At 70.3% G+C, this 26365-nt stretch carries 22 protein-coding genes, 1 tRNA gene and 6 pseudogenes; 14 read left to right on the top strand and 15 right to left on the bottom strand.

Features of this window, described 5'->3' with window-relative positions; genetic code table 11:
* Positions 1 to 13: 13 nt before the first annotated feature.
* From ABZ826_RS21875 to ABZ826_RS21855, 5 genes are all read right to left on the bottom strand, one after another.
* Positions 14 to 646 carry an LUD domain-containing protein gene (locus tag ABZ826_RS21875; RefSeq protein WP_361450648.1) on the bottom strand — a complete coding sequence of 211 codons (633 nt, stop codon included), beginning with the start codon at positions 644 to 646 and terminating at the stop codon, positions 14 to 16.
* Complete coding sequence (locus ABZ826_RS21870) at positions 643 to 2193, bottom strand: lactate utilization protein B (protein ID WP_361450645.1); 1551 nt, start codon at positions 2191 to 2193, stop codon at positions 643 to 645. Before ABZ826_RS21870 ends, ABZ826_RS21875 begins: the two co-directional genes overlap by 4 nt.
* Complete coding sequence (locus ABZ826_RS21865; protein WP_361450642.1) at positions 2190 to 2957, bottom strand: (Fe-S)-binding protein; 768 nt, start codon at positions 2955 to 2957, stop codon at positions 2190 to 2192. The genes ABZ826_RS21870 and ABZ826_RS21865 overlap by 4 nt, the downstream gene beginning before the upstream one ends.
* Before the next feature lie 156 nt (positions 2958 to 3113).
* Positions 3114 to 3848, bottom strand: a complete 735-nt coding sequence (locus ABZ826_RS21860; RefSeq protein WP_361450639.1) for an FCD domain-containing protein — start codon at positions 3846 to 3848, stop codon at positions 3114 to 3116.
* 259 nt (positions 3849 to 4107) lie between these two features.
* On the bottom strand, positions 4108 to 4887 hold the full coding sequence (locus ABZ826_RS21855; protein ID WP_361450636.1) for a crotonase/enoyl-CoA hydratase family protein: 780 nt from the start codon (positions 4885 to 4887) through the stop codon (positions 4108 to 4110).
* Between the two features lie 134 nt (positions 4888 to 5021).
* Here ABZ826_RS21855 and ABZ826_RS21850 point away from each other — a divergent pair, with 134 nt between their 5' ends.
* A complete protein-coding gene (locus ABZ826_RS21850; RefSeq protein ID WP_361450633.1) occupies positions 5022 to 5897 on the top strand; it encodes a DUF2510 domain-containing protein in 876 nt (291 codons plus the stop codon).
* A 117-nt stretch (positions 5898 to 6014) separates the two neighbouring features.
* Positions 6015 to 6347 (top strand): hypothetical protein, encoded by a 333-nt coding sequence (locus tag ABZ826_RS21845; protein ID WP_361450630.1) that lies wholly within the window; start codon positions 6015 to 6017, stop codon positions 6345 to 6347.
* A 10-nt stretch (positions 6348 to 6357) separates the two neighbouring features.
* Here the strand turns inward: ABZ826_RS21845 and ABZ826_RS21840 are convergent, their stop codons facing one another.
* Positions 6358 to 6990: a class I SAM-dependent methyltransferase gene (locus ABZ826_RS21840; RefSeq protein WP_361450627.1), complete on the bottom strand. Its 633-nt coding sequence runs from the start codon at positions 6988 to 6990 to the stop codon at positions 6358 to 6360.
* Between the two features lie 517 nt (positions 6991 to 7507).
* Between ABZ826_RS21840 and fusA the strand changes: the two genes are divergently transcribed.
* Both fusA and ABZ826_RS21830 read left to right on the top strand, forming a co-directional pair.
* Positions 7508 to 9607: an elongation factor G gene (fusA, locus tag ABZ826_RS21835; RefSeq protein ID WP_361450624.1), complete on the top strand. Its 2100-nt coding sequence runs from the start codon at positions 7508 to 7510 to the stop codon at positions 9605 to 9607.
* Positions 9608 to 9918: 311 nt separating this feature from the next.
* Entirely contained in the window at positions 9919 to 10314 is a 396-nt protein-coding gene (locus tag ABZ826_RS21830; RefSeq protein WP_361450621.1) for a helix-turn-helix transcriptional regulator, read from the top strand.
* Positions 10315 to 10325: 11 nt separating this feature from the next.
* Here the strand turns inward: ABZ826_RS21830 and ABZ826_RS21825 are convergent, their stop codons facing one another.
* A complete protein-coding gene (locus ABZ826_RS21825; protein WP_361450618.1) occupies positions 10326 to 11858 on the bottom strand; it encodes a helix-turn-helix domain-containing protein in 1533 nt (510 codons plus the stop codon).
* A 226-nt stretch (positions 11859 to 12084) separates the two neighbouring features.
* Between ABZ826_RS21825 and ABZ826_RS21820 the strand changes: the two are divergent.
* The 3 genes and pseudogenes from ABZ826_RS21820 (at position 12085) to ABZ826_RS21810 (ending at position 16036) form a co-directional block, all read left to right on the top strand.
* Positions 12085 to 12919, top strand: a pseudogene (locus ABZ826_RS21820) (FAD binding domain-containing protein).
* Positions 12916 to 15388 (top strand): annotated as a pseudogene (locus ABZ826_RS21815) (molybdopterin-dependent oxidoreductase). Before ABZ826_RS21820 ends, ABZ826_RS21815 begins: the two co-directional pseudogenes overlap by 4 nt.
* Positions 15389 to 15535: 147 nt before the next feature.
* A complete protein-coding gene (locus ABZ826_RS21810) occupies positions 15536 to 16036 on the top strand; it encodes a molybdopterin-dependent oxidoreductase (RefSeq protein WP_361450615.1) in 501 nt (166 codons plus the stop codon).
* A 162-nt stretch (positions 16037 to 16198) separates the two neighbouring features.
* On the opposite strand, the pseudogene ABZ826_RS21805 reads toward ABZ826_RS21810, so the two are convergent.
* The 4 genes and pseudogenes from ABZ826_RS21805 to ABZ826_RS21790 all read right to left on the bottom strand — a co-directional run bounded on the left by ABZ826_RS21805 (position 16199) and on the right by ABZ826_RS21790 (position 18548).
* A pseudogene (locus ABZ826_RS21805) lies at positions 16199 to 16783 on the bottom strand (GNAT family N-acetyltransferase).
* Positions 16784 to 16793: 10 nt separating this feature from the next.
* Positions 16794 to 17471 (bottom strand): LysR substrate-binding domain-containing protein, encoded by a 678-nt coding sequence (locus ABZ826_RS21800; RefSeq protein ID WP_361450612.1) that lies wholly within the window; start codon positions 17469 to 17471, stop codon positions 16794 to 16796.
* Positions 17472 to 17849: 378 nt separating this feature from the next.
* Positions 17850 to 18151 (bottom strand): annotated as a pseudogene (locus tag ABZ826_RS21795) (hypothetical protein).
* A 73-nt stretch (positions 18152 to 18224) separates the two neighbouring features.
* The gene (locus tag ABZ826_RS21790) at positions 18225 to 18548 is read right to left on the bottom strand and encodes a hypothetical protein (RefSeq protein WP_361450609.1); all 324 of its coding nucleotides are present in this window, start codon (positions 18546 to 18548) and stop codon (positions 18225 to 18227) included.
* A 130-nt stretch (positions 18549 to 18678) separates the two neighbouring features.
* On the opposite strand from ABZ826_RS21790, the gene ABZ826_RS21785 reads away from it, so the two are divergent.
* Together ABZ826_RS21785 and ABZ826_RS21780 are read left to right on the top strand one after the other, a co-directional pair.
* Complete coding sequence (locus ABZ826_RS21785) at positions 18679 to 19479, top strand: SAM-dependent methyltransferase (protein ID WP_361450606.1); 801 nt, start codon at positions 18679 to 18681, stop codon at positions 19477 to 19479.
* An 88-nt stretch (positions 19480 to 19567) separates the two neighbouring features.
* Complete coding sequence (locus ABZ826_RS21780) at positions 19568 to 19807, top strand: hypothetical protein (protein WP_361450603.1); 240 nt, start codon at positions 19568 to 19570, stop codon at positions 19805 to 19807.
* Between the two features lie 354 nt (positions 19808 to 20161).
* On the opposite strand, the gene ABZ826_RS21775 is transcribed toward ABZ826_RS21780, so the two are convergent.
* Positions 20162 to 20293, bottom strand: coding sequence for a hypothetical protein (locus tag ABZ826_RS21775; RefSeq protein ID WP_361450600.1), 132 nt, complete (start codon positions 20291 to 20293; stop codon positions 20162 to 20164).
* Positions 20294 to 20456: 163 nt separating this feature from the next.
* Here ABZ826_RS21775 and ABZ826_RS21770 point away from each other — a divergent pair, with 163 nt between their 5' ends.
* Together ABZ826_RS21770 and ABZ826_RS21765 are read left to right on the top strand one after the other, a co-directional pair.
* A complete protein-coding gene (locus tag ABZ826_RS21770; RefSeq protein ID WP_361450597.1) occupies positions 20457 to 21566 on the top strand; it encodes an NUDIX domain-containing protein in 1110 nt (369 codons plus the stop codon).
* A gap of 164 nt (positions 21567 to 21730) precedes the next feature.
* A pseudogene (locus ABZ826_RS21765) lies at positions 21731 to 22033 on the top strand (tyrosine-type recombinase/integrase); the annotation flags it as partial.
* Positions 22034 to 22132: 99 nt separating this feature from the next.
* On the opposite strand, the gene ABZ826_RS21760 reads toward ABZ826_RS21765, so the two are convergent.
* Positions 22133 to 22206 (bottom strand) — tRNA-Pro (locus tag ABZ826_RS21760).
* Positions 22207 to 22333: 127 nt separating this feature from the next.
* On the opposite strand from ABZ826_RS21760, the gene ABZ826_RS21755 reads away from it, so the two are divergent.
* The 3 genes and pseudogenes from ABZ826_RS21755 to ABZ826_RS21745 all read left to right on the top strand — a co-directional run.
* Positions 22334 to 23035, top strand: a complete 702-nt coding sequence (locus ABZ826_RS21755; protein WP_361450594.1) for a transketolase — start codon at positions 22334 to 22336, stop codon at positions 23033 to 23035.
* Positions 23036 to 23093: 58 nt separating this feature from the next.
* Positions 23094 to 23996, top strand: a complete 903-nt coding sequence (locus ABZ826_RS21750; RefSeq protein ID WP_361450591.1) for a transketolase — start codon at positions 23094 to 23096, stop codon at positions 23994 to 23996.
* A 122-nt stretch (positions 23997 to 24118) separates the two neighbouring features.
* Positions 24119 to 24382, top strand: a pseudogene (locus ABZ826_RS21745) (sugar phosphate isomerase/epimerase); the annotation flags it as partial.
* A gap of 128 nt (positions 24383 to 24510) precedes the next feature.
* Here ABZ826_RS21745 and ABZ826_RS21740 read toward each other — a convergent pair.
* Both ABZ826_RS21740 and ABZ826_RS21735 read right to left on the bottom strand, forming a co-directional pair.
* On the bottom strand, positions 24511 to 25332 hold the full coding sequence (locus tag ABZ826_RS21740; protein ID WP_361450588.1) for an ABC transporter ATP-binding protein: 822 nt from the start codon (positions 25330 to 25332) through the stop codon (positions 24511 to 24513).
* Positions 25329 to 26348, bottom strand: a complete 1020-nt coding sequence (locus ABZ826_RS21735) for an ABC transporter substrate-binding protein (RefSeq protein WP_361450585.1) — start codon at positions 26346 to 26348, stop codon at positions 25329 to 25331. Before ABZ826_RS21735 ends, ABZ826_RS21740 begins: the two co-directional genes overlap by 4 nt.
* Between the last annotated feature and the right edge of the window lie 17 nt (positions 26349 to 26365).

Raw genomic sequence — 26365 nt, 5'->3', positions numbered from 1 at the left:
AACCCCTTGGCCTCTACACATCGGTCCGGATCACCACCACCAGCGTGCGCGGTCCGTGCACGCCCTCGACCCGCTCCAGCTCGATGTCGGACGTGGCCGAGGGGCCGCTGATCAGCGTCGTCGGCCGCTCCGGCACCAGTCGGGCCACCGCCTCCGGCACGCCGACCTCCACGGTCGACAGATCGACGACGCACACATGCAGGTCGGGGACAAGGGACAACGCCCGCCGTCCCTGGTCGGGCGAGCCGTCCAGGAAGATCGTGCCCGTCTCGGCGCAGCTGACGGCCGAGGCGGTGACGACCCCGTCGAGCGCGTCGAGCCGGGGCGCCGGGATGTCGGCGGAGTCCTGCTGGACCTCGCCGTCGTAGGCAGCGAGCCATGCCGGGTCGAGTCCGGCCGGCACACCGGTCCGTCGGGCCCCGCGCTCCCGCAGCGCCTCGGCGACGGCGACCGCCGTACCGTCGGCGGTACAGGTGCGTACGTGCGCCTTGTAGTCGACGAGCCGGTCGGTGAAGAGTGCCAGGCGCTCGTCGTCGGGGAGGGTGCGGCCGGTGCGGTAGGCGCGGGGAACGGTGGTGTCCGGGGTCGGGGCGAGGGCCAGGGCGTCCTTGATCCTGCCGAGCACCGTTTCGCGAGCGGTCGTCATTTCTCCCCCTCCTTCTGGTTCTTCTTCCGGTTCTTCCCGTGCTCGTCGGCGGCGGCCCGCATCGTCGCGGCGCCCTCCGCCGATGCCAGCCAGGAGCGGAAGGTCTGCTTCGGCGGGGCCGCGGTGTCGCGGCTGTCGCTCCAGCCGTTGAACGGCGGTGGCAGATGGGAGATCTTCCCGTCCCGCCCGGCGACGACCCGGCCGAGGCCCGCGCCCTTCTGCGCGGTGGTGAACAGCTTCGGCCTCTTCATGACGGCGGCCGCGGCCTTCATGGCCAGTTTCTCCGCCGTCGTGCCGGCCTGCTCGGTGTGCTGGTGGCGCAGCTCGACCAGCAGCGACGGGATGTCGATCTTGACCGGGCAGGCGTCGAAGCAGGCGCCGCAGAGGCTGGAGGCGTACGGCAGCGAGCTGTTCGGGTCGTTCTTGGCCGCGTCCATGCCGGCGAGCTGCGGGGTGAGGACGGCGCCGATCGGTCCGGGGTAGGTGGAACCGTACGCATGGCCGCCGGCCCGTTCGTACACCGGGCAGACGTTGAGACAGGCCGAGCAGCGGATGCAGTTGAGCGCCTCCCGCCCGATCCGGTCGGCGAGCGCCGCGGTGCGTCCGTTGTCGAGCAGGACCAGGTGGAAGTCCTGCGGTCCGTCGCCGGGTGTCACGCCCGTCCACATGGAGGTGTACGGGTTCATGCGCTCCCCGGTGGAGGAGCGCGGCAGCAACTGCAGGAACACTTCAAGGTCCTGGTAGCGCGGCAGCACCTTCTCGATGCCCATGACGGTGATCAGGGTGTCGGGCAGGGTCAGACACATACGGCCGTTGCCCTCGGACTCCACGACGGAGAGGGTTCCGGTCTCGGCGATACCGAAGTTGGCACCGGAGACGGCCACCTTGGTCGTCATGAACTTCTCGCGCAGATAGGCGCGGGCCGCGGCGGCGAGATGCGCGGGTACGTTGTCGAGACCCGGGTCGACGCCCGGGATCTCCTTGAGGAAGATCTGCCGGATCTCGTCGCGGTTGCGGTGGATGGCGGGGACCAGGATGTGCGACGGCTTGTCGTGCGCGAGCTGGACGATCAGTTCGGCGAGGTCCGTCTCGTACGGGGTGATGCCGACCGATTCGAGGTGCTCATTGAGACCGATCTCCTGGGTGGCCATCGACTTGACCTTGATGACGTCGCGGCTGCCCGTCGCCCTGACCAGCCGGGTGACGATCTCGTTGGCCTCGACTCCGTCCCGCGCCCAGTGGACGGTGCCGCCACGCCCGGTGACCTGGCGCTCCAGTTGTTCCAGGAGTTCGGGGAGCCGGTTCATGGTGTCGGTCTTGATGGCGGAGCCGGCGTCGCGCAGCTCTTCCCAGTCGGGCAGTTCGCCGGTGACGTCGAGGCGTTTGGCGCGGATCGTGCGGGTGGCCCGGCCGAGGTTGCGGCGCAGTTGTTCGTTGCGCAGTTCGTCGTGGGCGGCGGCGGGGAACTTCCGGTCGCCGCGCAGATTGCCCGTTCCGTACGGGGAACGGGGCGGAGTCGCGGGCATGCCGAGGAAGGTGCTGCTCATCGGACGGCCTCCGTCGGGACGTACGGCGAGGTGCGGGTGGCGGAGAGGATCTGCGCGAGGTGCAGAGTGCGGGTGCCCGAGGCGATGCGGGAGAGCCCGCCGCCGATGTGCATCAGGCAGGACGAGTCCCCCGCGGTGCAGACATCGGCCCCGGTGGTGGCGATGTTGCGCATCTTGTCCTGGAGCATGGCCGTCGACGTCTCGGCGTTCTTGACCGCGAAGGTGCCGCCGAATCCGCAGCAGGAGTCGGCTTCGGGGAGCTCGACGAGGTCGATGGAGTCGACGGCGCGGAGCAGCCTCAGCGGCTTGTCGCCGACCCGGAGCATGCGCAGGGAGTGGCAGGTGGGGTGGTACGTCACCCGGTGCGGGAAGTAGGCGCCGACGTCGGTGACATCCAGGACGTCGACGAGCAGCTCCGACAACTCGTACGTCTTGGCCTTGACGGTGGCGACGCCCGAGCGCAGCGCGGCGTCCCCGTACCGCTCGGCGACGATCTCGTGCTGATGCCGGACCGAGCCCGCGCACGATCCGGACGGCATGACGACGGCGTCGATCGACGTGTCACCGAACTGCTCGGCGAAATTCCGTACCAGGGGGACGGGTTCGCGTTGGTACCCGGTGTTGACGTGCATCTGACCGCAGCAGGTCTGCCCCGGCGGGAACACCACATCATGGCCGAGTCGGGCGAGCAGGACCGCGGTCGATTTCACCGCCTCGGGGAAGAGCGTGTCTCCCAGACAGGTGGCGAAGAGTCCGATGCGCATGGGTCTCTCCGATCTTTTCTCCCATTTGTATGGTCCGACCATACTAGCCTCGGTCCGAAACGTGAAGGATGCGATGCACGGGGCGGCGCACATGTATCAGTCATATGCATGACAACTGCCATGACGAACACGACTCGGCGGCACGCACCCTCACCCTCAAAGACGCTCGGCGTTCTCGTCGACCAGCGTGCCGTGGAGGCTGCGGATGTGCCGCTCGACCAGGTCGGCGGCGCTCGCACCCTTGCCCGCGCGCACCAGCCGCAGGAGTTCGGCATGTTCCGCGTTGAGCGCGGCGGCCGTGGCCGGCCAGTCCTCGGCCTGCTCCAGGGCGCGCAGGATCAGCGGGCGCACCGACTCGCGTACGGCGGAGGTGAGCGTGGAGGTCAGCGCGTTGCCGGAACTGCGCGCGACATGCACATGGAAGCGGGTGTCCAGGTCATTGAACTCGGGCACCTCGACGTCCGGCTCTCCCATCCGCACGACCAGCGTCTCCGCCTCGTCCAGGTCTTCCTTCGAGGCGTGCCGTGCGGCCGCCTCGAAGCTGGACCTCTCCAGCACGACCCGCGCCTCCAGGACGTCCTGGAGGCTGTAGCTCCCCAGAGCGAAGTGCAGACGCAGCAGCCGCCCGAGGGCATCGTCCGGGTTCCGCACGATCCGCGCCCCGGCATCCGGCCCCCGGCCGGGCTGGGCGACCAGCACACCGATGGTCTCCAGCACGCGCAGCGCCTCACGCAGCGCGGACCGGCTCACCCCGAGCACCGGCGCGAGCTCCCGCTCCGGCGGCAGCCGGTCGCCGGCCCTGAGTTCCCCGGCGAACACCCGCCCCTCGATGCTCCGGAGCACGAGTTCATGCGTACGGGACTGCCGTACGGGTTGCCACTCGACGGGCATCCCGTCACCCCCTGCCTCGGCCGGAATCGTCCGGTTGTCGTCTCGTCTGCCGCCGATCTTCAACTATGTCACACATCACGTATGGTCGGACCAAAGAACGGGCGGCGGCAGAACGTACCCGCCGGCGGTCACGCTCGGGCGCGGTCCGCCGACGACGAGAATCGCCACCACGGTGTCGGGGCGGGCGCCGGGCTGGGCCCCCGTACGAGGTTCGCCGCCCGTGCGGTTCCCCATGTCGTCGTGTGGTGCGGCCTGCCGTTCAGTCGTCGAAGGAACCGTGCCGACCGGCGCCGCCGCCGAACCGGTCCGCACCGGTCTGCGTCTCCCCCGCCGTGAGCGGCACCAGGCCGTGCCGGTGCTCCCCCGCCAGGGCGTCAGGCTCGCTCAGACCGTGCTGCTCCCGGACCGAGAGCCGGTCGTGACGCAGGCACAGCTGGGGGAACGCGGCGATCTCCCTGGCGAGCCGCTCCGCCGCGCGCCTGGCCTCGCCGGGCGGCACGATCCGGTTGACGAGCCCCATGGCGTAGGCCTCGGACGCCGGAACGGGGCGCCCGGTGAGAATCATGTCCATGGCCCGGCTCTCACCGATGAGGCGCGGCAGCCGTACGGTTCCGCCGTCCACCAGTGGCACTCCCCAGCGGCGGCAGAACACCCCGAACACCGCGTCGTCCTCCGCCACGCGCAGATCGCACCAGACGGCCAGCTCAAGTCCCCCGGCCACGGCATGCCCCGAGACCGCCGCGATGACGGGCTTGCTCAGGCTCATACGGGTCGGGCCCATCGGCCCGTCACCCTCGGCCCGGACCGCGTTGCCGCGTTCCGTACCGATGCTTTTCAGATCGGCACCGGCACAGAACGTACCGCCCTCGCCCCACAGCACGGCGACGGCCGCATCCGGGTCGGCGTCGAACTCGCGGAAGGCGGCGGCCAGTCGGGCCGCCGTCGGGCCGTCCACGGCGTTGCGGACCTCGGGCCGGCTGAGGACCACCGTGAGGACGGGGCCGTCGCGTTCGATCCTTACCGCAGGTGTCTCGCTCATCGTCGCCCTCCACAGGGGTCACGCCGCTCCCTCATCCGGCCCGGTCCGAACGAAGACCCCGGACGGTGACGGCCTTCCGGCGGGGTACGGCCGGATTCATCTGATTCTCACGCAACCGTTCTACCGTGAGCCGTGTGACCCAGACGAGCCCGCCCGGCTGGCATCCAGACCCCGGGTATACAGGAATTGGCCCCGTTCAGGAACGCTGGTGGGACGGCAACCGGTGGACCGACCATCTCCGCCTGCCGCCCGCCACGATCCGGCGTCGACGGATACGCGTCGGCGTCACCGCAGGTGTGGTGGTGCTCGCCGCGATCGGGGCCGGCGTCTTTTTTCTGTCCGATCATTCCGGCGGCCCGAAGGAGAACGCGGCCACGGCTCCGTCCACCGCGCCTTCCGGCGCTCCCGGAGGCGGCGGGCGCGGGGGCGGCGGCGAGAGCCGGGCACCCGAGCGGCAGCTGCCGCAGACCGAGGACGGCTACGCCACCGACCTGGCCGGGGGCATCAGTCTCCCCGTGCCCGACGGCTGGACCGGCACGTCGGGAATCGCCGGAGCGGACGTGTCCACCGGTGAGTACGCCTGCCCCGGCGACACGTCCCAGCAGTGTGTGCGGGGCGGGGTGTCCTCCATGCCGGCGACGGCCCTGAAGCTCGACACCACCACGGCGAAGGCCACGGCGACGAAGGACATCTCCGCCAACGCCACGGATTCCTACGGCGAGAAGATCTACGGGGGCATCACCTCTCATCAGGAGCTCAAGTCCGAGCCGGTCACCGTGGCCGGCCAGCAGGGCTACCTGGTGCGCTGGAAGGTGGTGACGAAGAGCGGCGACGACGGGTACGTGCAGTCGCTGGCCTTCCCGTCCCCCCGCTCCAAGGAGATGCTGATCGTCGTGCGCTCCGGCTTCGACATCAACGCCCAGGCGCCGGCGCTGTCCGTCATGGACGACATCACCAAGGGCATCAAGGCCGCCACGGGAACGGGCTCGGGCCCCGGCACCGGCGCGTAGGAACGCCGACCGCCATCACACCGAGCGGGCGGGCGCAGTCGGTGTGAGTACGAAGGAGCAACCGGCTGAGTACGTCGTCCGATTCGCCGGTGGCCCGCGGCTGGTCGAATGACAGCCATGGCTCCTGACGTACCGCACCGCCCCCGCCTGCAGCATGTCACCACGGCAGGCACGGCCCTGGCCGTGACCTTGGCCCCGCTGGTGATCGGCGTACTGCTGGCCAAGTCCATGGCGACGGACCCCATGACACCGGTCAACGCGCTGGTCACCAGGGGTGGGCAGCCCGTACCCATGTCGCCCGCGCAGTTGCGCCGATGCGGCGGGCATGCGCTGCGCAGGTGGAAGCGCCCGCTGATCGCGTACAAGCACCCGTGCACGCTCGCGCGGCGGTGCCCCGGGGCACCGCCGCGCGAGCGCCGGGGGAACGACGCGCCCGGCACAGCTGAGTGAGACCGACGTATCAGGCCCGTCGGCAGTGCAGGAACAGCTGGGGCTCGGCCACCGCCGCTTCATGGGCCGGGGTGAACAGGCCGGCCTGCTCCCACAGGACCGCGAATCCGGCCCCGGCGACCAACTCGGTGAACTCCTCGGCGCCGAAGCTGGTCGCCCGCACCTCCTGCCCCATGAAGACCGCGCCGACGTCCTCGGCGTCCACCGGCACCGTCGCGACGACCAGGTGCCCGCCGGGGACCAGCAGCCGCCCCAGTTTCCGCAGCAGTCGCAGCTGGTCGTCGCGGGACATCTGCAGCAACGAGAAGTACACGCAGACCGCGTCGAAACTTCCCTCTTCCAGGGGGAGTTCGCGAATGTCCGCGCATTCGAAGGACGCATCGGGCACCTGCGCGGCCGCCAGTTCCACCATGACCGGCGAGACATCGACACCCAGCACGTCATGACCGGCCCCGGCCAGGGCCTGTGCGGTCGGCCGCCCCGTTCCGCTGCCCACGTCCAGGACCCGGCTGTGCGGTGCGAGCTGCTCCAACAGCCGACGCAGTGAGGCGTGATGGGTGGCGGATCCGGCGAACGCCCGCTCGTACTCCGCGCCCAGAGCGTCGAACACCCTGGCGGCGGCGAGGCCGTGGTCGTCGTCCATCGATGTGGTTCCTTCCGTCGCCCGGGACGGCTCCCGGGATCGTTTCATCGTTCAGGAAGCCCTTCAACGCGCAACCCTGGCACGGCAGATGACAAACCGGGCAGCGGCGCGACGAGCGACCCCGCGGCCGATTGCGCTTCCGGCGGCTCGGAGAAAAAATCCGGTGCCCCGCCCGCGCCGGTCTCACTACACTCGCCATGAATCGCACGTCGCATCGCGGCGCGCACCGTGACGAACGAGGGGAGACCGGCCATGCGTCAGCGCACCGCCGTGGTCGTCCCCCGGTCCCGGTACGAGGTGATCCTGGTGTCTTCGTCCGCCCGGTGCCCGCTGCGCGGCCGGCATCGGATGTCCGTGACGATCAACTGACCTCCTCCTGAGGCGTGTCGGGCCGTTCCGACGGCTCCGCACCGGTGCGCTGCGCCGCATCAGGGGGACATCCGCGCGGCCTGTCCGCGGGCCGGTTCGTCCGGCGATCGCGCCGCCTCATCCGGATCACCCCGAAAGGCCCTCGACCGTGCGTACCGACCTGCACCGTCATCCCACCAGTGCGCTGACCGGCGTTCGTAATCTGGGCATCCTCGCCCACGTCGACGCCGGCAAGACCACCGTCACCGAACGGATCCTCTACCTCACCGGCACCACTCACAAACGGGGCGAGGTCCACGACGGGACCACCATCACCGACTTCGATCCCCAGGAGCGCGATCGCGGGATCACCATCTTCGCCGCCGCGGTGAGTTGTACCTGGGACGGCCACCGGATCAATCTGATCGACACCCCTGGCCATGTCGACTTCTCCGACGAGGTGGAGCGCTCACTGCGGGTGCTCGACGGCGCTGTCGCGGTGTTCGACGCCGTCGCGGGGGTCGAGCCGCAGAGCGAGTCGGTGTGGCGGCAGGCCGACCGGCACGGGGTGCCGCGGATCGCCTTCGTCAACAAACTCGACCGCGCCGGTGCCGACCTCGACACGGCGGTCGCGTCGATACGCGAGCGGCTGCACACGGTTCCGCTGGTCGTGCAGCTGCCCATCGGGAAGGAGGACGGATTCACCGGAGTGGTGGATCTGCTGCGCATGCGGTCGCTGGTCTGGGCCGACGACGGCACCGATGTCCAGGAGGGGCAGGTGCCCGACGACCTGCGCGAGGAGGCGCACCGGCGGCGCGGGCTGCTCGAAGAGACCGTGGCGGAACTGCACCCGGACGCGCTGGAGGAGTTCTGCGTGGAGTCGACGGTCTCCGCACCGACCCTGGCCGCCGCGCTGCGCGATCTGACCCGTACCCATGAGGCGGTCGTGGTGGTATGCGGGTCGGCCTACCGGAACCGAGGCATCGAGCCGCTGCTGGAGGCCGTCGTGGCCTACCTGCCCTCGCCCCTGGACGTGCCCGCGGTACGCGGCACGCTGGACGGCACGGTGCAGGAGCGGCCCGCCGACCCGGCGGCGCCGTTCGCCGCGCTGGTGTTCAAGGTGAACTCGACCGCCACCGGGCGGCTGACCTACCTGCGCGTCTACTCGGGAACGATCCGAAAGGGGGACACCGTGCTGGACGTGGGCGCGCGGCGCACCGAGCGGATCGGCCGGATCCTGCGGGTTCAGGCCGGACGGCACTCGGACGTGGACCGGGCGGTCGCCGGGGACATCGTCGCGGTGATCGGACTGAAAGCGGCCCGCGCCGGGGCGACCCTGTCCGCGCCCGCGACGCCCTTGGTCCTCGAACCGCCTTCCGTGGCCGATCCGGTCGTCTCCGTGGCGGTCGAGGCCCGCAGGAACATCGACACCGACCGGTTGGTGTCGGCGCTGGCACGGCTGGTCGAGGAGGATCCGTCGCTGGCGGTCCGGACTGATCCCGAGACCGGTCAGACCGTGCTGTCGGGTATGGGAGAACTGCATCTGGAGGTCGCGGTGGAGAAGATCCGGCGCGCTCACGGGCTCGATGTCGGCGTCGGCCGGCCGCAGGTGGCACACCGGGAGACGGTGGTGCGGGGCGTGTCCGGGCTGGTGTACCGGCATGTCAAGCAGGACGGAGGCGCGGGCCAGTTCGCTCATGTCGTCCTCGACGTGGAGCCGTGGGAGGCCACGGGTGACGACGACGGCGGCACGACGGACTTCGTGTTCCGGTCGACCGTCGTCGGTGGCCGGGTGCCGCAGGAGTTCGTCCGCGCGATGGCTGCCGGCTGCCGGGATGCCCTGGCCGAAGGCCCCCTGGGCGGGCACCCGGTGACCGGGCTGCGGGTCACGCTGACCGACGGGGCGACCCACTCCAAGGACTCCTCGGAGATGGCGTTCCGGACGGCCGGCCGGCTCGCGCTGCGGGAGGCGCTGCGCAACAGCGCGATGGTGCTGCTGGAACCGCTGGTCGAGGTCACGGTCACCGTGCCCGACGACGCCGTGGGCGGGGTGCTCGGCGACCTGGCGGCGCGGCGCGGCCGGGTGTCGGGCTCGACCGCGCGGGCGGGTACCTCGGTGATCACGGCTGCCGTGCCGCTGGCGGAGCTGTTCGGCTACGCCACCCGGCTGCGCAGCCGTACCCAGGGCCGGGGAACGTTCACCACCCGGGCCACCGGCTACGCCCCGGTGCCGAGCACGGTGTCATCCGCCGGGGCACCGGCCCGGTAGTGACCGTGTCGGCCCTGCCCGTTCGCGGGCGGGGCCGGCACGGCCGCCGCATGCACCGCGAGCCGTGCCGACCGCATGACCGAGCCGCCTTGGTCGATTCACCGGGCCCGGTGCGGCACTCGGCACCCGTGTTCGTGTGCGCGACCGGTCGACCCGGGACACCGCTCGCTGATTCACTGCGTACGGCGCCCACCGACCGGGGACCGTACAGCTCTCACGCCCCTGGTCGGCGGGGTCCGCGGGAAGCCCCTGCGCGCCGTTCGCGGTGTTCGGCGTGCAGGGGCCCAGGATTCGTGCCTTAGAGTGCGGTGGTGCCGTCGTACAGCATTGGGCAGGCAGCGCGGCTGCTCGGAGTCAGCTCGGAGACCGTCCGCCGGTGGGCGGACGGCGGCAGGCTGCGCATGGACCGGGACGGCTCGGGCAACCGGGTGATCGACGGGGCCGGTCTGGCGGTCTTCGCCAAGGAGCGGGGGGCCGGCCTGCATGCCGTGCCGGATGAACTGCCCACGTCCGTGCGCAATTCCTTCATGGGGATCGTGACCGCTCTACGGGTCGACGACGTGGCGGCGCAGGTGGAGGTCCAGTCGGGGCCGCACCGGCTGGTGTCGCTCGTGACGCGCGAGGCCGTCGAGGAGCTCGGGCTGGCCGTCGGCGTCACCGTCACCGCGCGGGTGAAGTCGACGAACGTCCACATCGACCTGCCCTGACCCCGCGGTCGTCAGCGGCACAGCAGCGCCGCGCGCAGATCCAGCTTGTGGTCGAGGCGGGAGAGATCCCGGCCCGTGAGGCTTTCGATCCGCTGGATGCGGTAGTGGACCGTGTTCACATGGAGATGCAGGGTCTCGGCGGTCCTGGCCCAGGAGCAGTTGTGCGCCAGGAAGACTTCGAGCGTCGCGAGCAGCGTGGCGTTCGAGGCTCGATCGGCGTGCAGGAGCGGGCCGAGCACCGTGTCGCGGTAGACGGCCCGCACGTCGTGGGGCACACCCGCCACCAGCGTCTCCAGGCTGACGAGGTTATCGATGCCGGCCACTCGCGCGGTGTGCGGGGCCGTCGTGCGGGCCGCGGCGAGTGCGTGGCGGGCCTGGGCGAGAGCCGTGCCCAGTTCCTCCGGGCCGGTGACGGGCCGACTGACCCCGGCGTGCAGGGCGATGTCCGGCCGGCAGGCGTGCAGCAGTGGCCACACCTCCCCCAGCCCTGCCCGGACATCGCGTTCCCCGTCCTTCGCCCGAGCGGCGACAACCGCGACCGCCTCGCCGCCGGGACGCCCGGCGACGGCGAAGGAGAGTGAAGGGAGATGGTTCAGCGCCTCCGTGAGCGCGTCACGGCTTCCCGGGCCGTCATCCGTCGGCCCCGACGAGGCGACCACGACGGTGTAGGGCCCCTTCTCCGCCAGTCCGCACGAACTCAGCGCATTCTGCAGGGCGTTCACGTCGGGGTATGCCGCACCGACGAGTCCCATCAGCTGCCCGCCGGCCTCCCTGCCCGCGGCCCCTCGCCGGTCGCCGCGGCGCCGATGCCGCCCGAGAAGCTCGGCTATCTCCTGCAGAACGCGCGGTGGCGCCTGCCCCTCTTCCGGCAGATGGAGGTGCCAGGCGTCGAAGACGGAGTCGTCGGCCTCGATCCGCAGCGTCGTGCCGCGCGCTTCGCGCAGGCACTCCGCCGCCTGCCGGGCGGGCAGTTCCGGTGCTGCGGCGGTGCGGGCGACCGTACGGCCGCTGCCGGTCAGGAGGTAACACGGGGGCGGGCCGAGATGGGCGAACGCGCGCTCCAGCAGATCGGCCGCCGACGCGCCGCGCTCCAGTTCGCGGCCCAGTTCCCCGCGTACGTTCTCGGGAAGCGCGAAGTGGTCCGTGGGGCGGCGGCTGAGCTCGCCCCACTGGCGGAGGTAGACCGCTTCGGTGATCGCCCGGAAGCTGGTGTGCGCCGGAACGGCCAGCAGCGCGATCCGGTGCCTGCGGCAGGTGTCGACCAGCTCGCCGGGGACCTCGCCATGGGTCTCCTCGCCCGCGAGGAGTGCCACGGCTCCGGCGGCGCGCAGGGCGGAGACGAAACGGTCGGTCTTCTCCCGGCCGCCGTCCGGGCTCCACCACACGAGGCCGCTGAGGACGATCTCCCCCGGCTGGAGAAACCGGGCCGGGTCCTCCAGATCTGTGGCCGTCACCCCGCTGATCTCTTGGCCGAGCAGCGCCCTCTCGCCCCAGACCAGGGCGAGATCGAGGCGGTCGAGCCGGAGGAGATGTTCGACGTGCATGCGGGCTCCTTGCGCGGTCGCGGGGCAAGCCCGCACCTCACATTTACGAGGCAATACGAGTCGGGACATCGTAGATGCCCGAAGCCAGGCGCAAAATGCCTCCTGGTTGATCCTCCAGCACGCGACTGTGCCGACTGGAGGTCTTCCGGGCTTCGAACCAGTCGTCTCCCGGGCCCTCTCCGGGCTTCACTGGCGTGAAAACACCGGTCGGGAGGCGTGCGGGGAGATGGGTCTGAACACGGTCACAGACGTACGGGACGCGTGTCTGCGCGAGCCGTGGCGGCCGGGCGACGCCTGGCTGGGAGGAGGGACATATCTCTTCTCCGAGCCCCAGCCGCACCTGCGGCGCCTGATCGACCTCAGCCGCATGGGCTGGGAGCCGCTGGTACTCCACCAGGACGGGTCGCTGGAGATCGCCGCGACCTGCACGATCGCTCGGCTCTCCCGTTTCGCGCGGACGCCGGGCACGGCGGCAGGACCGCTGTTCGAGCAGCGCTGCCGGGCCTTCCTGCCCTCGTTCAAGATCTGGAACATGGCGACCGTCGGCGGGAACCTGTGCAACGGCCTGCCCGCCGGGCCGATGATCTCGCTGACCGCCGCGCTCGACGGGGGAGTGCCTCCTGCAGGCACAGGACGGCTCGCTGCGGCGCGTGCAGGTCGTCGACTTCATCACCGGCGCGGGACGCAAGGACCTCGCGGAGGGCGAACTGCTGCGCTCCGTCACGCTGACCGGCCGGGCGATGCAGTGCCGTACGGCGTTCCGGCAGGCGTCGCTGTACGGGCTGGGGCGCTCGGGCGCGCTGGTGATCGGGACACTCGATCCGGTGGACGGCTCACTGATGGTGACGATCAGCGCGGCGACCGTACGCCCGTTCCGGTTCTGGTTTCCGCTGCCGCCGGACGCCGAGGGGCTTCGGGACGCGATCGCGTCGGCCATCGGCGAGAACGACTGGTTCGACGACATCCACGGACTGCCCGCGTGGCGGCGGCACATGGGATTCCGCCTCGCCGAAGAGTTCCGCCGTGAACTGACCCGACCCGCTCAGGAGGGGGCCCGATGAGCTTCCACATCCGGATCAACGAGCAGACGTTCGAGGACGCACCGCGCGCCGGCCAGTGTCTGCGCACCTACCTGCGCGAACGCGGCTGGTTCGGCGTGAAGAAGGGCTGCGACGCCGGGGACTGCGGCGCCTGCACCGTCCACGTGGACGACGAGCCGGTCCACAGCTGCCTGTATCCGGCGGTACGCACCTCGGGCCGCGGCGTGACCACCGTCGAGGGTCTCGCCTCGTCCGAGGGCGAACTCCATCCCGTACAGCAGAAGTTCCTGGACGCGCAGGGATACCAGTGCGGCTTCTGCACGGCCGGCTTCCTGATGACCACCGCCGCGCTCGAAGCCGAACAGGGCTCCGCGCACGACGACGGCAAACTCGACGATCTGCCCCGCGCGTTCAAGGGCAATATCTGCCGCTGTACCGGCTACCGCGCCATCGAGGACGCCGTACGGGGCGTGAAGCACACCGAACGCCCCTGTGCGGGAAAGGCTGTGGGCAGGAACGTCGGCGCGCCGGCCGGCCCCCGGATCGTCACCGGCACCGCCCGCTACACCTTCGACATCGAGGTGCCCGGCCTGCTGCACATGAGGCTGTTGCGGTCCCCCCACCCGCACGCCCGGATCGTCGCCGTCGGCACCTGCGCCGCCCTCCGGGTCCTCGGCGTACACGCCGTGCTCACCCATGAGGACGCCCCTGCCACGCTGTATTCCAGCGCCCGCCACGAGCACCCCACGGAGGACCCCGACGACACCCGTGTCCTGGACAGTGTCGTCCGGTACGTCGGGCAGCGGGTCGCCGCCGTCGTCGCCGACAGCGAGCAGGCGGCCGAGGAGGGCTGCCGCCGGATCGAGGTGACGTACGAGGAACTGCCGTACGTCACCGACCCGGAGGCCGCGATGCTGCCCGGCGCACCGGCGTTGCACGGCGACAAGGGGCCCCGGTCGCGGATCGCCCGCGCCGCGGACAACGTGGCGGGCGAGGTGCACGGCGAGATCGGCGACGTCGAGCAGGGCTTCGCCGAGGCCGATGTCGTGTACGAGGAGACCTTCCGCACCCAGCGCGTTCAGCACGCCAGCCTGGAAACCCACGGCTGCGTGGCGTACTTCGAGCCGAAGGAGGACGGGACGGGCGAGCGCCTGACCGTGCGCTCCTCCACCCAGACGCCGTTCCTGACCAGGCGCGCCCTGTGCGCGCTGTACGGCCTGCCGGAGGACGAGGTCCGTGTGGTCGCGGGCCGCGTCGGCGGCGGGTTCGGCGGCAAGCAGGAGATGCTCACCGAGGACATCGTGGTGCTCGCCGCGCTGAAGCTGCGTCGGCCGGTGAAGCTGGAGTACACCCGCGCCGAGCAGTTCTACGGAGCGACCACCCGGCATCCCTTCACCATCGGCATCAAGCTCGGGGCCCGAGCGGACGGCACCCTGACCGCCGTACAGATGCGGGTGGTCTCCAACACGGGCGCGTACGGCAACCACGGGCCGGCCGTCATGTTCCACAGCGTGGGTGAGTCCTTCGCCGTCTACCGCGCCCCGCACAAGAAGGTGGACGCCTGCTCGGTCTACACCAACGCCGTCCCCGCGGGCGCCTTCCGGGGGTGCGGCCTGGGCCAGGTCACCTTCGCCGTCGAGTCCGCGATGGACGAACTCGCCCGCCGCCTCGGCATGGATCCGCTGGTCCTGCGCGAGCGGAACATCATCGGTCCGGGCGAGCCGATGCACAGCCCGATCGGCGAGGAGGAGGACCTGCACATCGCCTCCTACGGACTCGACCAGTGCCTGTCCGTGGTCCGCCGGGCCATCGCCGAGGACACCAGCGACCAGGACGTGCCCGAGGGGTGGCTCACCGGCCAGGGCACCGGCATGGCCATGATCGCCACCGGCCCGCCCGGCGGCCACTACGCCGACGCCCGTGTCTCCCTCCTGCCCGACGGCACGTACGACATCGCCGTCGGCACGGCCGAGTTCGGCAACGGCACCACCACCGTCCACAAGCAGATCACCGCCGGCGCCCTGAACACCACCGAGGGCCGGATCACGATCCGGCAGTCCGACACCGACGTCGTACGCCACGACACCGGCGCCTTCAGCTCCGCCGGCACCGTGGTCGCGGGCAAGGCCGTGCTGCTGGCCGCGCAGTCGCTCGCGGAGCGGCTGCGGGGCGACCCTCTTCGAGAACGTACGACTCGACGAGCGCGGCGAGGTCACCACGGCCGCGTTCCGCCGCTACCGGCTCCCCCAGTACGCCGACGTCCCCCGGACCGAGGTCCACTTCACGGAGACCACCGACGCGATCGGCCCGCTCGGCGCCAAGTCGATGAGTGAGAGCCCCTTCAATCCCGTCGCACCCGCCTTCGCCAACGTGCTGCGCGACGCGACCGGGATCCGTTTCACCGAACTCCCCCTCACCCGGGATCGCGTCTGGCTCGCGCTCGGCCGGGACGCACACGCCGACGCCGAAGACCTGCCTCTTGGCACATGAACCTGGAGAATGCGATCGGTTCACTCGTAGCAAGCTCACAACCACACGCGAAAAAGCGTGATTTGGGTAGCAATCACGATTCCCGCCCCGGGCGGTCGGGTATCACTGGGCGCAGTCGCGGCACCCACCGCCCGAAGGGGATTGACGATGAGCCGGCTCAGCACTCCACCGCATTCGACCACCGCCAGGAACGGCACCTTCGCACTCTGGGGGGAGGTAGCCCTACCGACGACACTGACCGTCGCCGACCTGCGACAGGGCTGGACCCAGCACCGTGCGGACGTCGTCTTCGACTGCGCGACCGCCGGGCCGCAGCATCACACCTTCGAAGGACCGCTGCTGCGCGAGGTCGTGAGCCGGACGCGTCCGCACTTCGACCCGGTCCGGCGCAAGGAGCGCTCCCGCTTCCTGCTCGCCGTGAGCGGTGGCGACGGCCACCACACCGTCCTGTCCTGGGCGGAGATCGACGCCGACTTCGGCAACGCCCCCATGCTCCTTGCGACATGCATGGACGACGAGGACCTCGACGCGGCCGGCGCCCAGCTCGTCGTCCCGTCCGACCGCTGCGGCGCCCGCTACGTCAGCGCGGTCACGACCATCTGGATCGGCGCCTGCCGCATGCCCGACGCTCCTTCACGAAGGGACTGAGACGCCCGGACGCCGCCCTCCGTCCGGGCGCCGGCCGCGCCCCGAGAGCCGCTGGACCGAGCAGTCCTCGCCGCCCAATCCGCACGCCGCCCCCCTCGCGCATATCGCGATCATCCCTGACCAAGGATCACGAAGCACCGCGGGCCACCTCCACGCGCGGTGTCAGGCTTGTCGGCGGAAGTCCACCATGTAGAAAACCTTGTCATAGCGGCGTTCGCCGACGGCGACGAAGTCGGGCAGGCGACCGTATTCGGTGAAGCCCAGCGACCGGTAGAGGTGCAGGGCATTGCTGTTGTCGCCGCGGGCATCCAGGGTGAGGACCTCGATGCGCGCCCGCCGGGCGTCAGCGATCAAGGCAGCCGTCAGCGCCCGACCGACGCCACGCCTCGCCACGCCCATGGACGGTGACGTCCACCGCGAACTTCTCCAGATCGGCGTGCGGCCGGTGGGTCGGCCGGGGGTGGCGCAGCCAGTACCCCAGCCCGACCAGCCGACGGTCGACGTGAGCGGCACGCAGGGCTCCGTCCCCGGCCTGCACCGCACTGATGACGCGACCGAAGAGATCCACCACCTCACTACGCGGGGGTGGTTCGACCCAGCCGAGCGCGGCACCCCCGAGGACCAGGTCCGCCAGGATCCGGTGTGCCGACTCCGCGAACCTCGCTGCAGGTCGGGATCGGACATCAGCTCCATCACGTCCAGGATGACCGGCTCAGCGGCCCCGCTGCCGGTGATGGCCGTATTCATGACCGGAAGCCTACCCAGCCGCCCATCGCTCAGCGGGCACCGCTGCTGGCCCACGCTCCTGGGAACCCACGGTGATGCTGCGCAGGCCGAAATCGGGTTTGAGCACGATGGACTGCTCGCCGCCCACTTCGCTGAGGCGGACGCGCCGGCGCTGGGCGAGACGATGACGGGCAGGCACGGCGAGCCAGAGGGGTTCGATCAGCAGGCGACGCCAGGTGATGTGAGGATGGCCGGGATCCTTGCCGGTGACGATGAGGTCCGCGGTGGCGTCGGGAAGGCGCCGGGTGAGCCCGTTCTCGTCCGCCTGGTACAGCTCGAACCTGGCACTGAAGTTGGTCTGCCGGAAGCTCGTGACCAGTCGTGGTACGAGCCAAGTGCCCAGCGTGTGCAGGAAGGCCAGGGAGACCACGCCCGCCTCGGGGTCGATGACTTCGGCCACGGCCCGCCGTCCGCGGTCGTAGCTGTCGAGCAGGCTGTCGACGTGTTCCTTGAACACCCGGCCGGCCGGCGTGGGGTGCAGTACGCGGCCGACCCGCTGCAGGAGTTGCGCGCCGACTTCCTCCTCAAGGCGGTTCAGGGCGCGGGAGAGGGCGGGCTGGGTGATCCGGGCTTCGGCCGCGACGTCGGTGACCGTCTCGCCGTCCGCGACGGCCCGGAACGAGCGCAGTACCTCAAGGTCCGTGATCACATCCTTTCAGTGCATCCGACCGCTTCCTTGGATGTCCTGCACGCATGACGGCGGGAAGGCGGCGGATGTGAGTGCACGGACGGTGACCTGGGCGCACAGGTGCTCGGCAGTAGCGATGGTCCGTTCCCAGTCAGGTGATCGGCGGCCGGGCACGTGCGACCAGAGGCCCAGGAACGGTTCAGCCTGCGCCGGGCAGGACGTAGGGGGTGCCTCGTAGTAGGCAAGGTCGTCAGGTCGATATGCCGTGCAGTTCCGGACCTGGCTCGGGTGACCACGCCCTCGTCAAGGGTGAAGCTGAGGACGTCTCGCGCCAAGACCTGGGGACGGCTTTCTCCTATCCGGCTGTGCCAGAGCCCTTCACAGGTTCGCGGCCCTGGCCTACCAAGCGGCTGCTTGGATCACTTGTGCAGCAATGTCCAGGACGGACCGGCCGTCCGTCGGGATGCGGACGGTGCATGCCGGAGCCTCTTCGTCCAAACGTCGCCCCATCCACAGGCTTCGCTCTATGTGGGCGTCGAGCTCTGACCGGATTTCCCGTTGAACGAGCCGCTGCTTCACGGTTGCTTCGGCGAACAGTGCGCCGTCCCTGCCCTCTGCAACGCTGAGGACACTTCCCAGGCGACGGTGGTCTTCCCGACGCCCGCACCACCACCGATGAGCAGAAGTTCGTATGTGGTCATGGCGGGTCAGCCTGGCGGAAAGTGGACCGGCGGTCAGGTGAATTCGGGACGTGGACGGGCAGGGGTTCACCGGTCAGCCGGCGGGACGGGGCAGTGCGGCGAGGCGGTGGAAGGCCATGGCCGGCTCGTATCTCCAGGGCCAGGTTGCCGAGGTCCGCAAGCGCAGGCGTCGGCCGCCGCGGGTGAGGCGGGGCGTGACGTGCAGCTGCCGGTAGCGGCCCAGGGCGGAATGCCAGAGGCGGTCGGGCATGGCACGGACAGCGCGGCGGACCGGCTCGGTGATGGCGTATCCGACCGAGAAGAAGGTACGGATTTCTCGTTTCCGCACGTCGCGGACGTGGGCGAGGAAGGCCGTGCAGTGAACCGCCTGATCGTGCCTGATCGCGTCCCTCACCATGTTTTCGAAGTACGCGCCGGTGCAGAGCGCCCGCCAGGGGTTTTCCGCTGATCGCCAGTGAAGGGCGGATCACAGAGGTACCGTGACCGAACCTGAGTCCGACTGGCCGTGCCGCACGAGGTGACGAACGATGAACGACGACGCGCTGTCCGCACCGCATCCGACGAGCGCGCACCCCGCCCGCGTTTACAACGTCTGGCTGGGCGGCAAGGACCACTGTCCGGTGGATCAGGAGGCAGCCGAACTCGCCGCCCGGGCGAACCCGACGATCGTGCCGTCGGTCCGGGCCAACCGGGCCTTCCTCGGCCGCGCCGTACGTCACCTCGCGGCGGCCGGGGTCCGTCAGTTCCTCGACGTCGGTACGGGTATACCGGCCGCGGAGAACACCCACGAGGTGGCTCAGCGGGCCGCCCCCAAGTCGCGTGTCGTCTACGTCGACAACGACCCGATCGTCCTTTCCCACGCGCGGGCGCTGCTGGTCAGCGGCCCTGAGGGACAGACCGACTACGTGCAGGCCGATGCCCGGGACGTGGACACGATTCTCGACGCGGCCTCCCGCACCCTGGATCTGGACCAGCCGGTCGGCCTCATGCTGGTGGCGATCCTGCAGTACATCAAGGACACCGAGGACCCGTGGGACGTCACTCGCCGGCTGCTGGAGGGCCTCGCACCGGGCAGCCACCTCGTCCTGTCCCATCCGGCCGTCGACGTCACCGCCCCAGAGGTCGCCGAATCCATGCGGATCTACAACGAACGCGCCGCCAGCCACGCCTCCGCCACCCCCCGCACCCACGAAGAGGTGCAACGATTCTGCGATGGCCTGCAGATCCTGGAACCGGGCGTTGTCACCCTGACCCGCTGGCGTCCCGGACCGTCCTCCACCTCGGACGACACCCTGCCCATGTGGTGCGCCGTCGCCCGCAAGCCTTGATCGAGTACGAGGTACTCGCCACGCGGACGCCAGTGATGCCGCAGCTGCCTCACCGCAAAGGCCATCGGCCGGCACAGGTACTGGGCAGGTGCCGCTCGCGCTCCTGGCCGGCGTTCCCGGCCTGGCGCATGTCGAGGCGGTCGACGTCAGCCGATGGATGCTGGACCAGGCCCGGGACGCGCTCGCTCCCGCACTCGACAGCTGCACTCTGACCCTCGTCCACGCCGCGGCCGACGTCTACGCGCTCCTCGCGCCGTTGCCCGGAGAACAGGCGTGGGCACCCCCTTCGCGGGTCAGGATCTCTTCGGGAGAGTCACGCCGCATTTGAGGCCGACGCCCGCGCGCTGCTCTACGCTCACGCGCCTGATCAATCCCTGGTGGAGCACGCCGTGTTCACGGTCCGGCTCGCCGGGCGCCCCGAAGGCGCAACGTGAGCGGATCGCAGCGGCATACCGAGCCGCACCATGGCACAGAACGGCGGCATTTCAGCTTCGGCGACAGGTACTGGGCGCCGATGAAGGGACAGAAGGCAGCCCTGTACGGGCCGGTGGAACGCCCATGACCGGCCGCTGGCAGGAGGGCCGTGCCGTGAACTGCGGTCGTCCGCGGTGTTCAGTCCCGCAGGCTGCTGCCGGGGCCCGTGAACGGGACGGAGCCGCTGCGCAGTTGGCACTTGAGAAGCTCAGTTGGCGCTTTGGCCGCGGTCCTGGCTCACCAGAGCGAGGTGGAACGAGGCGTCGCACCTGGCCGGATCGCCGCTCTCCCCGTATCCGTTCAGCGCGAGATCGTGAGCACCGAGTGGTACATCCGCCACGACCTCGTCCCCCAGGAAGCCGCCCACACGGAACTGACTGCTTGAACTGCCCGGTGCGGCCGGTCAGGCCGCACCTGCACCCATCTGCCGGCGCACCACCCCCTGCCTGTGGCCTACGGGCATCTGCCAGCCACCCGATCTCCGCCTTCCCCTTGGAGAAACGATGACGCTCGTACCCCCGGACGACACCACCCGCGCAGGAACCGCCATGACCGACGCGGAGTATGGCGCTTCCAGATCGACCCTGTGGACGGGCGCTTCCGCACTGATCACAGACACCTCTGGACGAGTTCTCGTCCAGAGGGTCGACTACCGCGATGTCCACCTGCTGCCCGGCGGCGCCGTCGACGCCCACGAATCGCCTTCCCGGGCCGCCGCGCGCGAAGCCCTGGAAGAACTCGGTGTCACAGCTCACTACACCCGCGGCCTCGCCGTCGACTGGATCCCCTCCAACACCCCCGGCTACCCGGCCGAGACCCGCTTCCCCGGCGAAATCCTGTTCGTGTACGACGGCGGCACCTGGAATGCCGAGCAGATCGCCGCAGTCCGCCTGCCCGACCGCGAGATCCTCGCGATCGACTTCGCCGAACCCGCCAGGCTCCCGGACATCATGGAACCAGGAGACGCACGCCGTACCCTCTCCGCGCTCCGAGCACGCATCAACGGCACCACCACCCTCCTCGAAGACGGCCGCCCCCTGGACCCGACACCACTGGACCGGCACAGAGTCCTGGCCACCGCCCGGAAACCCCAACACTGGTCCTGGCACAGCGCAACGGTCCCAAGCGGCCTGCCTCTCCAGCAGAGCTGGGGCTGGCTCTTCGCACCCGATGGCCGCGTCCTGGTCCTGATCGGCACCGACACCGGATCGGCGTGCCTGCCCGGCGGCACTGTCGATCCGGGCGACCACGGGGGCCCGTCTGCGACCCTGCGCCGCGAAACCGCGGAAGAAGCCAACGCCCGCATCGGTGAACAGCTGCTCCACCTCGGATACCTGTACGACGACAACGCCGCCCAGCAGCCCGGCCCGTGCGCTCGCGTGCGCATGGCCGGCCGTCTGGCCGGCTTCGGGCCATGGCGGCCCGCCCCCGCGACCGGACACACCTACGCTCGGCTCCTCGCCACACCGGAGCAGGTCTGCGAGCTGTTCGACTGGGGTCCGGAAGGTGACCATCAGGTCGCCGCGGTGCATGCCGCGCGGGAACAACTGGGCCTGCCCCGCCCGACCCGGCAATCCGTCACCGAACTCCCCCGCAGGGGCGGGATTCTGTGAACGTGTGGCAGAGCACCGCGCCGTCCGTGGGCTACCGGTAGGCAGCCCACGCCGCCCGCCAGGCCCACAAACGGCGGGGCATCCCCCTCGCCGTACCGTCCCCGAACACGGAACTCCCGGCCCAGACCACCCCCACTCCCGGCGGCCTCCTGGACAAGAGGAAGGGCCGTATCTCCACCGCGGTCCTGCGTGACTCGACCCACTGGGACGACGTCGTCACGAAGCTCGGCCATGAGCACCTTCGCCGCCACGACCTGCGCCACACAGGACTCACCCGGTTCGCCGACGCCGGGGTCCAGGTGCACGTCCCACGCAGGATCGCCGGCCATGGCTCGCTGACCACCACGCAGCGACACGTGCACCCCGACGTGCACAAGATCACCGCCGCAGGCGCCGCCCTCTCGGCACACCTCAGCGTGCTGCGCGCTCCCCAGTCCCTGCCGAGCCCGATCGTCGTCGCCCGCTGACGCGGTCAAGGCGGATCGGTCCCCAACTGGTCCCCAAAAACGATCAAGGGGCCGCTTCAGATTCCTCTGAAACGGCCCCTGACCTCCGACTTCGCAAAGTCGGGACGACAGGATTTGAACCTGCGACCCCTTGACCCCCAGTCAAGTGCGCTACCAAGCTGCGCCACGTCCCGATGCCCGCCTGACCTGGGGCTTCCTCCTGGCCGAACGTGCATGAGAACAATACCGCACTCGGGCGGGTGGTCACGAACCGCTTTCCCGGCTTGACCTCGACCAAGCTTGACGTTTCACGCTGGACCCATGACGAAGACGACTGCCGCACCGAGGGCCGAATACGGCGACATGAACCGGCTGATGGGCCTGATGACGGGGGACGAGAAACACGGCCCCGCCGCGACCTCCACCCTGGACGCCCTCTGGGTGCTCTACGACCGGGTACTGCGGGTGACGCCCGGCACCGCCGACGCACCCGACCGCGACCGCTTCCTGCTGTCCAAGGGGCACGGGCCGATGGCGTACTACGCGGTCCTGGCCGCGCACGGCTTCTTCGGCGAGGAGCTGCTGTCGGGTTTCGGTTCGTACGGCTCGCCACTCGGGCATCATCCGGACCGCACGCTGGTGCCGGGGGTCGAGATCGGCAGCGGGTCGCTGGGGCACGGGCTCCCGCTGGCCGTGGGGAGCGTGCTCGGCCTGCGGGCGCAGGGGCTGACCGATCCGCGGGTGTGGGTGCTGATCGGGGATGCGGAACTGGACGAGGGCAGCAATCACGAGGCGCTCGCCTACGCGGGCCCGGCCGGGCTGGAACAGCTGCACACCGTGGTGATCGACAACGCGTCGGCGTCCTACGGCCGTCCCGGCGGGATCGCGGCCCGGTTCGAGGCCGCCGGCTGGTCGGTCGACTCCGTGGACGGCCGGGACCACCAGGCACTCCACGCGGCTTTCACGGCCGCCCACCCCGGACGACCGCGGGCCGTCGTCGCGCGGGTCGCCCCCAAGAACTGAACGCGTCGGGCCAGGGCCGAAGACGCGGTACCGACGAAATCGGAGAGGGACACTTCACATGGACACGATGCGTGACCGCTTCATCTCGACCACATCGCAGCTGCTGGACGAGGACCCCCGTCTCGCGCTGGTGCTGGCCGAGATCAGCCGGGACGGTTTCGAAGGGGCCGAACGGGCTCATCCGGACCGGGTCGTCAATGTGGGCATCAGGGAACAGCTGCTGGTCGGCGCGGGGGCCGGAATCGCCCTCACCGGCCTCCGACCGATCGTGCACACCTTCGCCAGCTTTCTCGTGGAGCGGCCGTTCGAGCAGGTCAAGCTGGACTTCGGCCACCAGGGAGTGGGCGGGGTGCTGGTGAGCGCCGGAGCTTCGTACGACTGGCCGGCCGGAGGCTTCACCCACATGGCACCAGGCGATGTCGCCCTCCTGGACACCCTCGACGGCTGGACGATTCAGGTGCCGGGCCACCCCGACGAGGCCGAGGCGCTGCTGCGGCAGGCCGCGGCCGGGGACGGCCGGGTGTATGTGCGGCTGTCGTTGCAGTCCAACGACCGGGCTCGCCCGGTCGGCGCGGCGGACGGATTCCTCACGGTGCGCGAAGGGACGGGCGGGGTGGTGATCGCGGTCGGGCCGATGCTCGACAACGTCCTCGCGGCGACCGAGGGTCTCGATGTGTCCGTGCTGTACGCGACGACGGTCCGCCCGTTCGACGGGGCGGGGCTGCGCCGGGCGGCCGGTGACCGCGGGACCGCCGATGTGGTGATCGTCGAACCGTATCTGGCGGGCACGTCCACCGCCGCCGCCAATGACGCGCTCGCGGAACTGCCCCACCGTGTGCTGGGCCTCGGGGTGGGGCGGGCCGAGCTGCGCAAATACGGGCAGCTGGAGGAGCACCTCGCCGCCCACGGACTCGATCCGCAGGGCCTCCGGGAGCGCATCGGCGCGTTCCTCCGCCGGTGACCGGGCCGGTGGCCCCGGACCGGGGGCCACCGCTCGGCTCCGTCCCGCGCCCCGTGCGCCGAGGCCCTGGCTACGTCACAGACGTGCACCACCGGCCCATTGACCGCATCAAGAGCTGAACCTACTGGGCGGCCAACGGCGGCGCCTCGGCGCCGGGTGAGCTCTTCGTACGGCATCCGCGACGCTTCCCGGCACTCCATGTGAAGGACTTGGCGTCCAACGGGGACTTCGCGGATGTCGGCTCGGGGGTGCTGGACTTCCCGGCGATGTTCGGCACGGCGCGGCGTGGCGGTGTGAAGCAGTGGCTGGTGGAGCACGACGCGCCGGCCGATCCGTCCGCCTCGGCGCTCGCGAGCTGTACGGATCTGTCCCGGCTGCGGTACTGAGCGGCAGGTGCACGCGGCGGGACCTGCCGGCGGACGCGTTCGGGCTGAAGTGAGCAGAGCGGCCGTGCTGTCCTCCATCGCCCCGGACGGGCTCGGTCCTCAAGCCCGTCCGGGGGCCGAGGACCCCGTCAGTCGTGCGCGGAGGCCGCACCCAGCAGGTCGCGGATGTGGGCGGCCGCGTCCCGGAACTCCGGGCGGCCCAGCGTCTCGCCGTACTCCCGTTCCGCGTCCAGACCCACCTCGATGATCTCGGAGATAGTGCCGGGGCGCGGGCTCATGACCACGACGCGATCGGCCAGATAGACGGCCTCCGAGATGGAGTGGGTGACCAGCAGGACGGTGGTGCGGGTCTCCCGCCAGATGCGGTTCAGCTCCATGTTCATCTGCTCGCGGGTGAGCGCGTCGAGCGCGCCGAACGGCTCGTCCATCAGGAGCACCGGGGGTTCGTGCAGCAGCGCCCGGCACAACGCCACACGCTGCTGCATTCCGCCGGACAGCTCATGCGGATACGCGTCCTCGAAGCCGGTCAGGCCCGTCATCCGGATCAGTTCGTCGGTCCGGCCGCGCGCCTGCGCCGGAGGCATCTTCCGGATCTCGGCCTGGAGCAGGATGTTGCGGCGCGCCGAGCGCCACTCCAGGAGGGCGGCGCGCTGGAACACGTAACCGATGTCGTGCCGCACACCGTCGACCTGCTCGCCACCGAGCCGGACCTCGCCCGAGGACGGCTTCAGCAATCCGGCGACCAGCTTGAGCAGGGTCGACTTGCCGCATCCGGACGGACCGACGATGGCCACGAACTCTCCTGGCGCCACATCGAGCGAGACCTCGCGCAACGCGGTGACATCGTGCTTCCTGCTGCGGAACCGGACCGCCACATCGGACAGTCCGACCGCCGCCGCGGCAGGTACCGATGTCTTGGTCCGCGTCGTGTACTGCTTCGGCATCGTCATCCCTTCAGCGCCGTCTTCTCGTCCCAGTAGTCCGCGACGGCCTTCGGCTTGCTGACCATGCCCGCCTCGGCGAAGACGTCGATGGTCTGCTGCCAGTCGGCCTCGTTGTTCACTCCGGGCGCCTTCCCCTCGGTGGACGAGGTGTGCAGCAGAGTGAGCGTCGTCCTGAACTGCTCGGCCAGGACCGTCTTCGGTGGCAGTTGTTCCGAGGCTCCGTCCATCGCCGCCACGGCGGGCCCGGGGGCCTTCTCGGCGGCCGCCCACGACTCGCTGACCGCCTGCACCATGCGTCCGGCGAGTTCGGACTTCGTGGCGAGGATCTTCTGTCCGGCGAGCAGACCGTTGGAGTAGAAGTTCAGCCCGTTCTCGGAGAAACGCAGATACGAGACCTTCTTCTTGGCCTTCTCCTGCATGGTGGGGCCCTGGTCGCTGGCGTAGCCGAGGAGCCCGTCGGTCTTCCCGGAGATCACCGCGGCGATCTTGCCCGCCGGATCGGTGTTCTGGACCTTGACGTCCGACGCGTCGAGGTTGTTCTTCTTCAGGAAGATCGGGAAGGTCTTGGAGAGCGCGTCACCGGCGGTCCCCGCGATGGTCTTTCCCTTGAGATCCGCGGGCGACCCGATGCCCTCCGCGTCGAAGGACTGCACCGACGCCGGGGTGGTCTGGAGGAAGACCCCGAGGCTCTTCACCTGGACGCCCTGGTCGACGCCCGCGAGCAGTGCCGGGGTGTCCGCCCAGCCGAAGTCGGTCTGGCCGGCGGCGGTGGCCTGCACCGTTTTCTGCGAGCCCTGACCCGCCTGGATGTTCAGATCGATGCCGTGCTTCTCGAAGATCTTCTGCTGCTTGCCGTAGTAGAACGGCGCGTGTTCGCCGTACGGATACCAGTTGAGCGTCAGCGTGACCTTGTCCAGCTTCTTGCCCGAGTCGCTCGTGGTGGTCGACGCGTCGTTGCCACCGCAGGCCGTGGCCACCAGGACGAGGGGTACGGCACCGATCAGGAGTCTGCGCGCGTGCATGGGCTGGCCCTTCTCAC

This window comes from Streptomyces sp. NPDC047515 (assembly GCF_040643055.1).
In the GTDB taxonomy this organism is placed as follows: Bacteria; Actinomycetota; Actinomycetes; order Streptomycetales; family Streptomycetaceae; genus Streptomyces.
Note: the sequence above shows the minus strand (reverse complement) of the source record. Positions and strands in the feature narration are given on the sequence as shown.

Excerpts from the sequence above, each read along its gene's own strand:
- ABZ826_RS21875 (WP_361450648.1), bottom strand. The coding sequence starts at position 646 with ATGACGACCGCTCGCGAAACGGTGCTCGGCAGGATCAAGGACGCCCTG.
- ABZ826_RS21870 (WP_361450645.1), bottom strand. The coding sequence starts at position 2,193 with ATGAGCAGCACCTTCCTCGGCATGCCCGCGACTCCGCCCCGTTCCCCG.
- ABZ826_RS21865 (WP_361450642.1), bottom strand. The coding sequence starts at position 2,957 with ATGCGCATCGGACTCTTCGCCACCTGTCTGGGAGACACGCTCTTCCCC.
- ABZ826_RS21860 (WP_361450639.1), bottom strand. The coding sequence starts at position 3,848 with ATGCCCGTCGAGTGGCAACCCGTACGGCAGTCCCGTACGCATGAACTC.
- ABZ826_RS21855 (WP_361450636.1), bottom strand. The coding sequence starts at position 4,887 with ATGAGCGAGACACCTGCGGTAAGGATCGAACGCGACGGCCCCGTCCTC.
- ABZ826_RS21845 (WP_361450630.1), top strand. The coding sequence starts at position 6,015 with ATGGCTCCTGACGTACCGCACCGCCCCCGCCTGCAGCATGTCACCACG.
- ABZ826_RS21840 (WP_361450627.1), bottom strand. The coding sequence starts at position 6,990 with ATGGACGACGACCACGGCCTCGCCGCCGCCAGGGTGTTCGACGCTCTG.
- ABZ826_RS21825 (WP_361450618.1), bottom strand. The coding sequence starts at position 11,858 with ATGCACGTCGAACATCTCCTCCGGCTCGACCGCCTCGATCTCGCCCTG.
- ABZ826_RS21810 (WP_361450615.1), top strand. The coding sequence starts at position 15,536 with ATGAGCCGGCTCAGCACTCCACCGCATTCGACCACCGCCAGGAACGGC.
- ABZ826_RS21790 (WP_361450609.1), bottom strand. The coding sequence starts at position 18,548 with ATGGTGAGGGACGCGATCAGGCACGATCAGGCGGTTCACTGCACGGCC.
- ABZ826_RS21785 (WP_361450606.1), top strand. The coding sequence starts at position 18,679 with ATGAACGACGACGCGCTGTCCGCACCGCATCCGACGAGCGCGCACCCC.
- ABZ826_RS21770 (WP_361450597.1), top strand. The coding sequence starts at position 20,457 with ATGACGCTCGTACCCCCGGACGACACCACCCGCGCAGGAACCGCCATG.
- ABZ826_RS21755 (WP_361450594.1), top strand. The coding sequence starts at position 22,334 with ATGACGAAGACGACTGCCGCACCGAGGGCCGAATACGGCGACATGAAC.
- ABZ826_RS21750 (WP_361450591.1), top strand. The coding sequence starts at position 23,094 with ATGGACACGATGCGTGACCGCTTCATCTCGACCACATCGCAGCTGCTG.
- ABZ826_RS21740 (WP_361450588.1), bottom strand. The coding sequence starts at position 25,332 with ATGACGATGCCGAAGCAGTACACGACGCGGACCAAGACATCGGTACCT.
- ABZ826_RS21735 (WP_361450585.1), bottom strand. The coding sequence starts at position 26,348 with ATGCACGCGCGCAGACTCCTGATCGGTGCCGTACCCCTCGTCCTGGTG.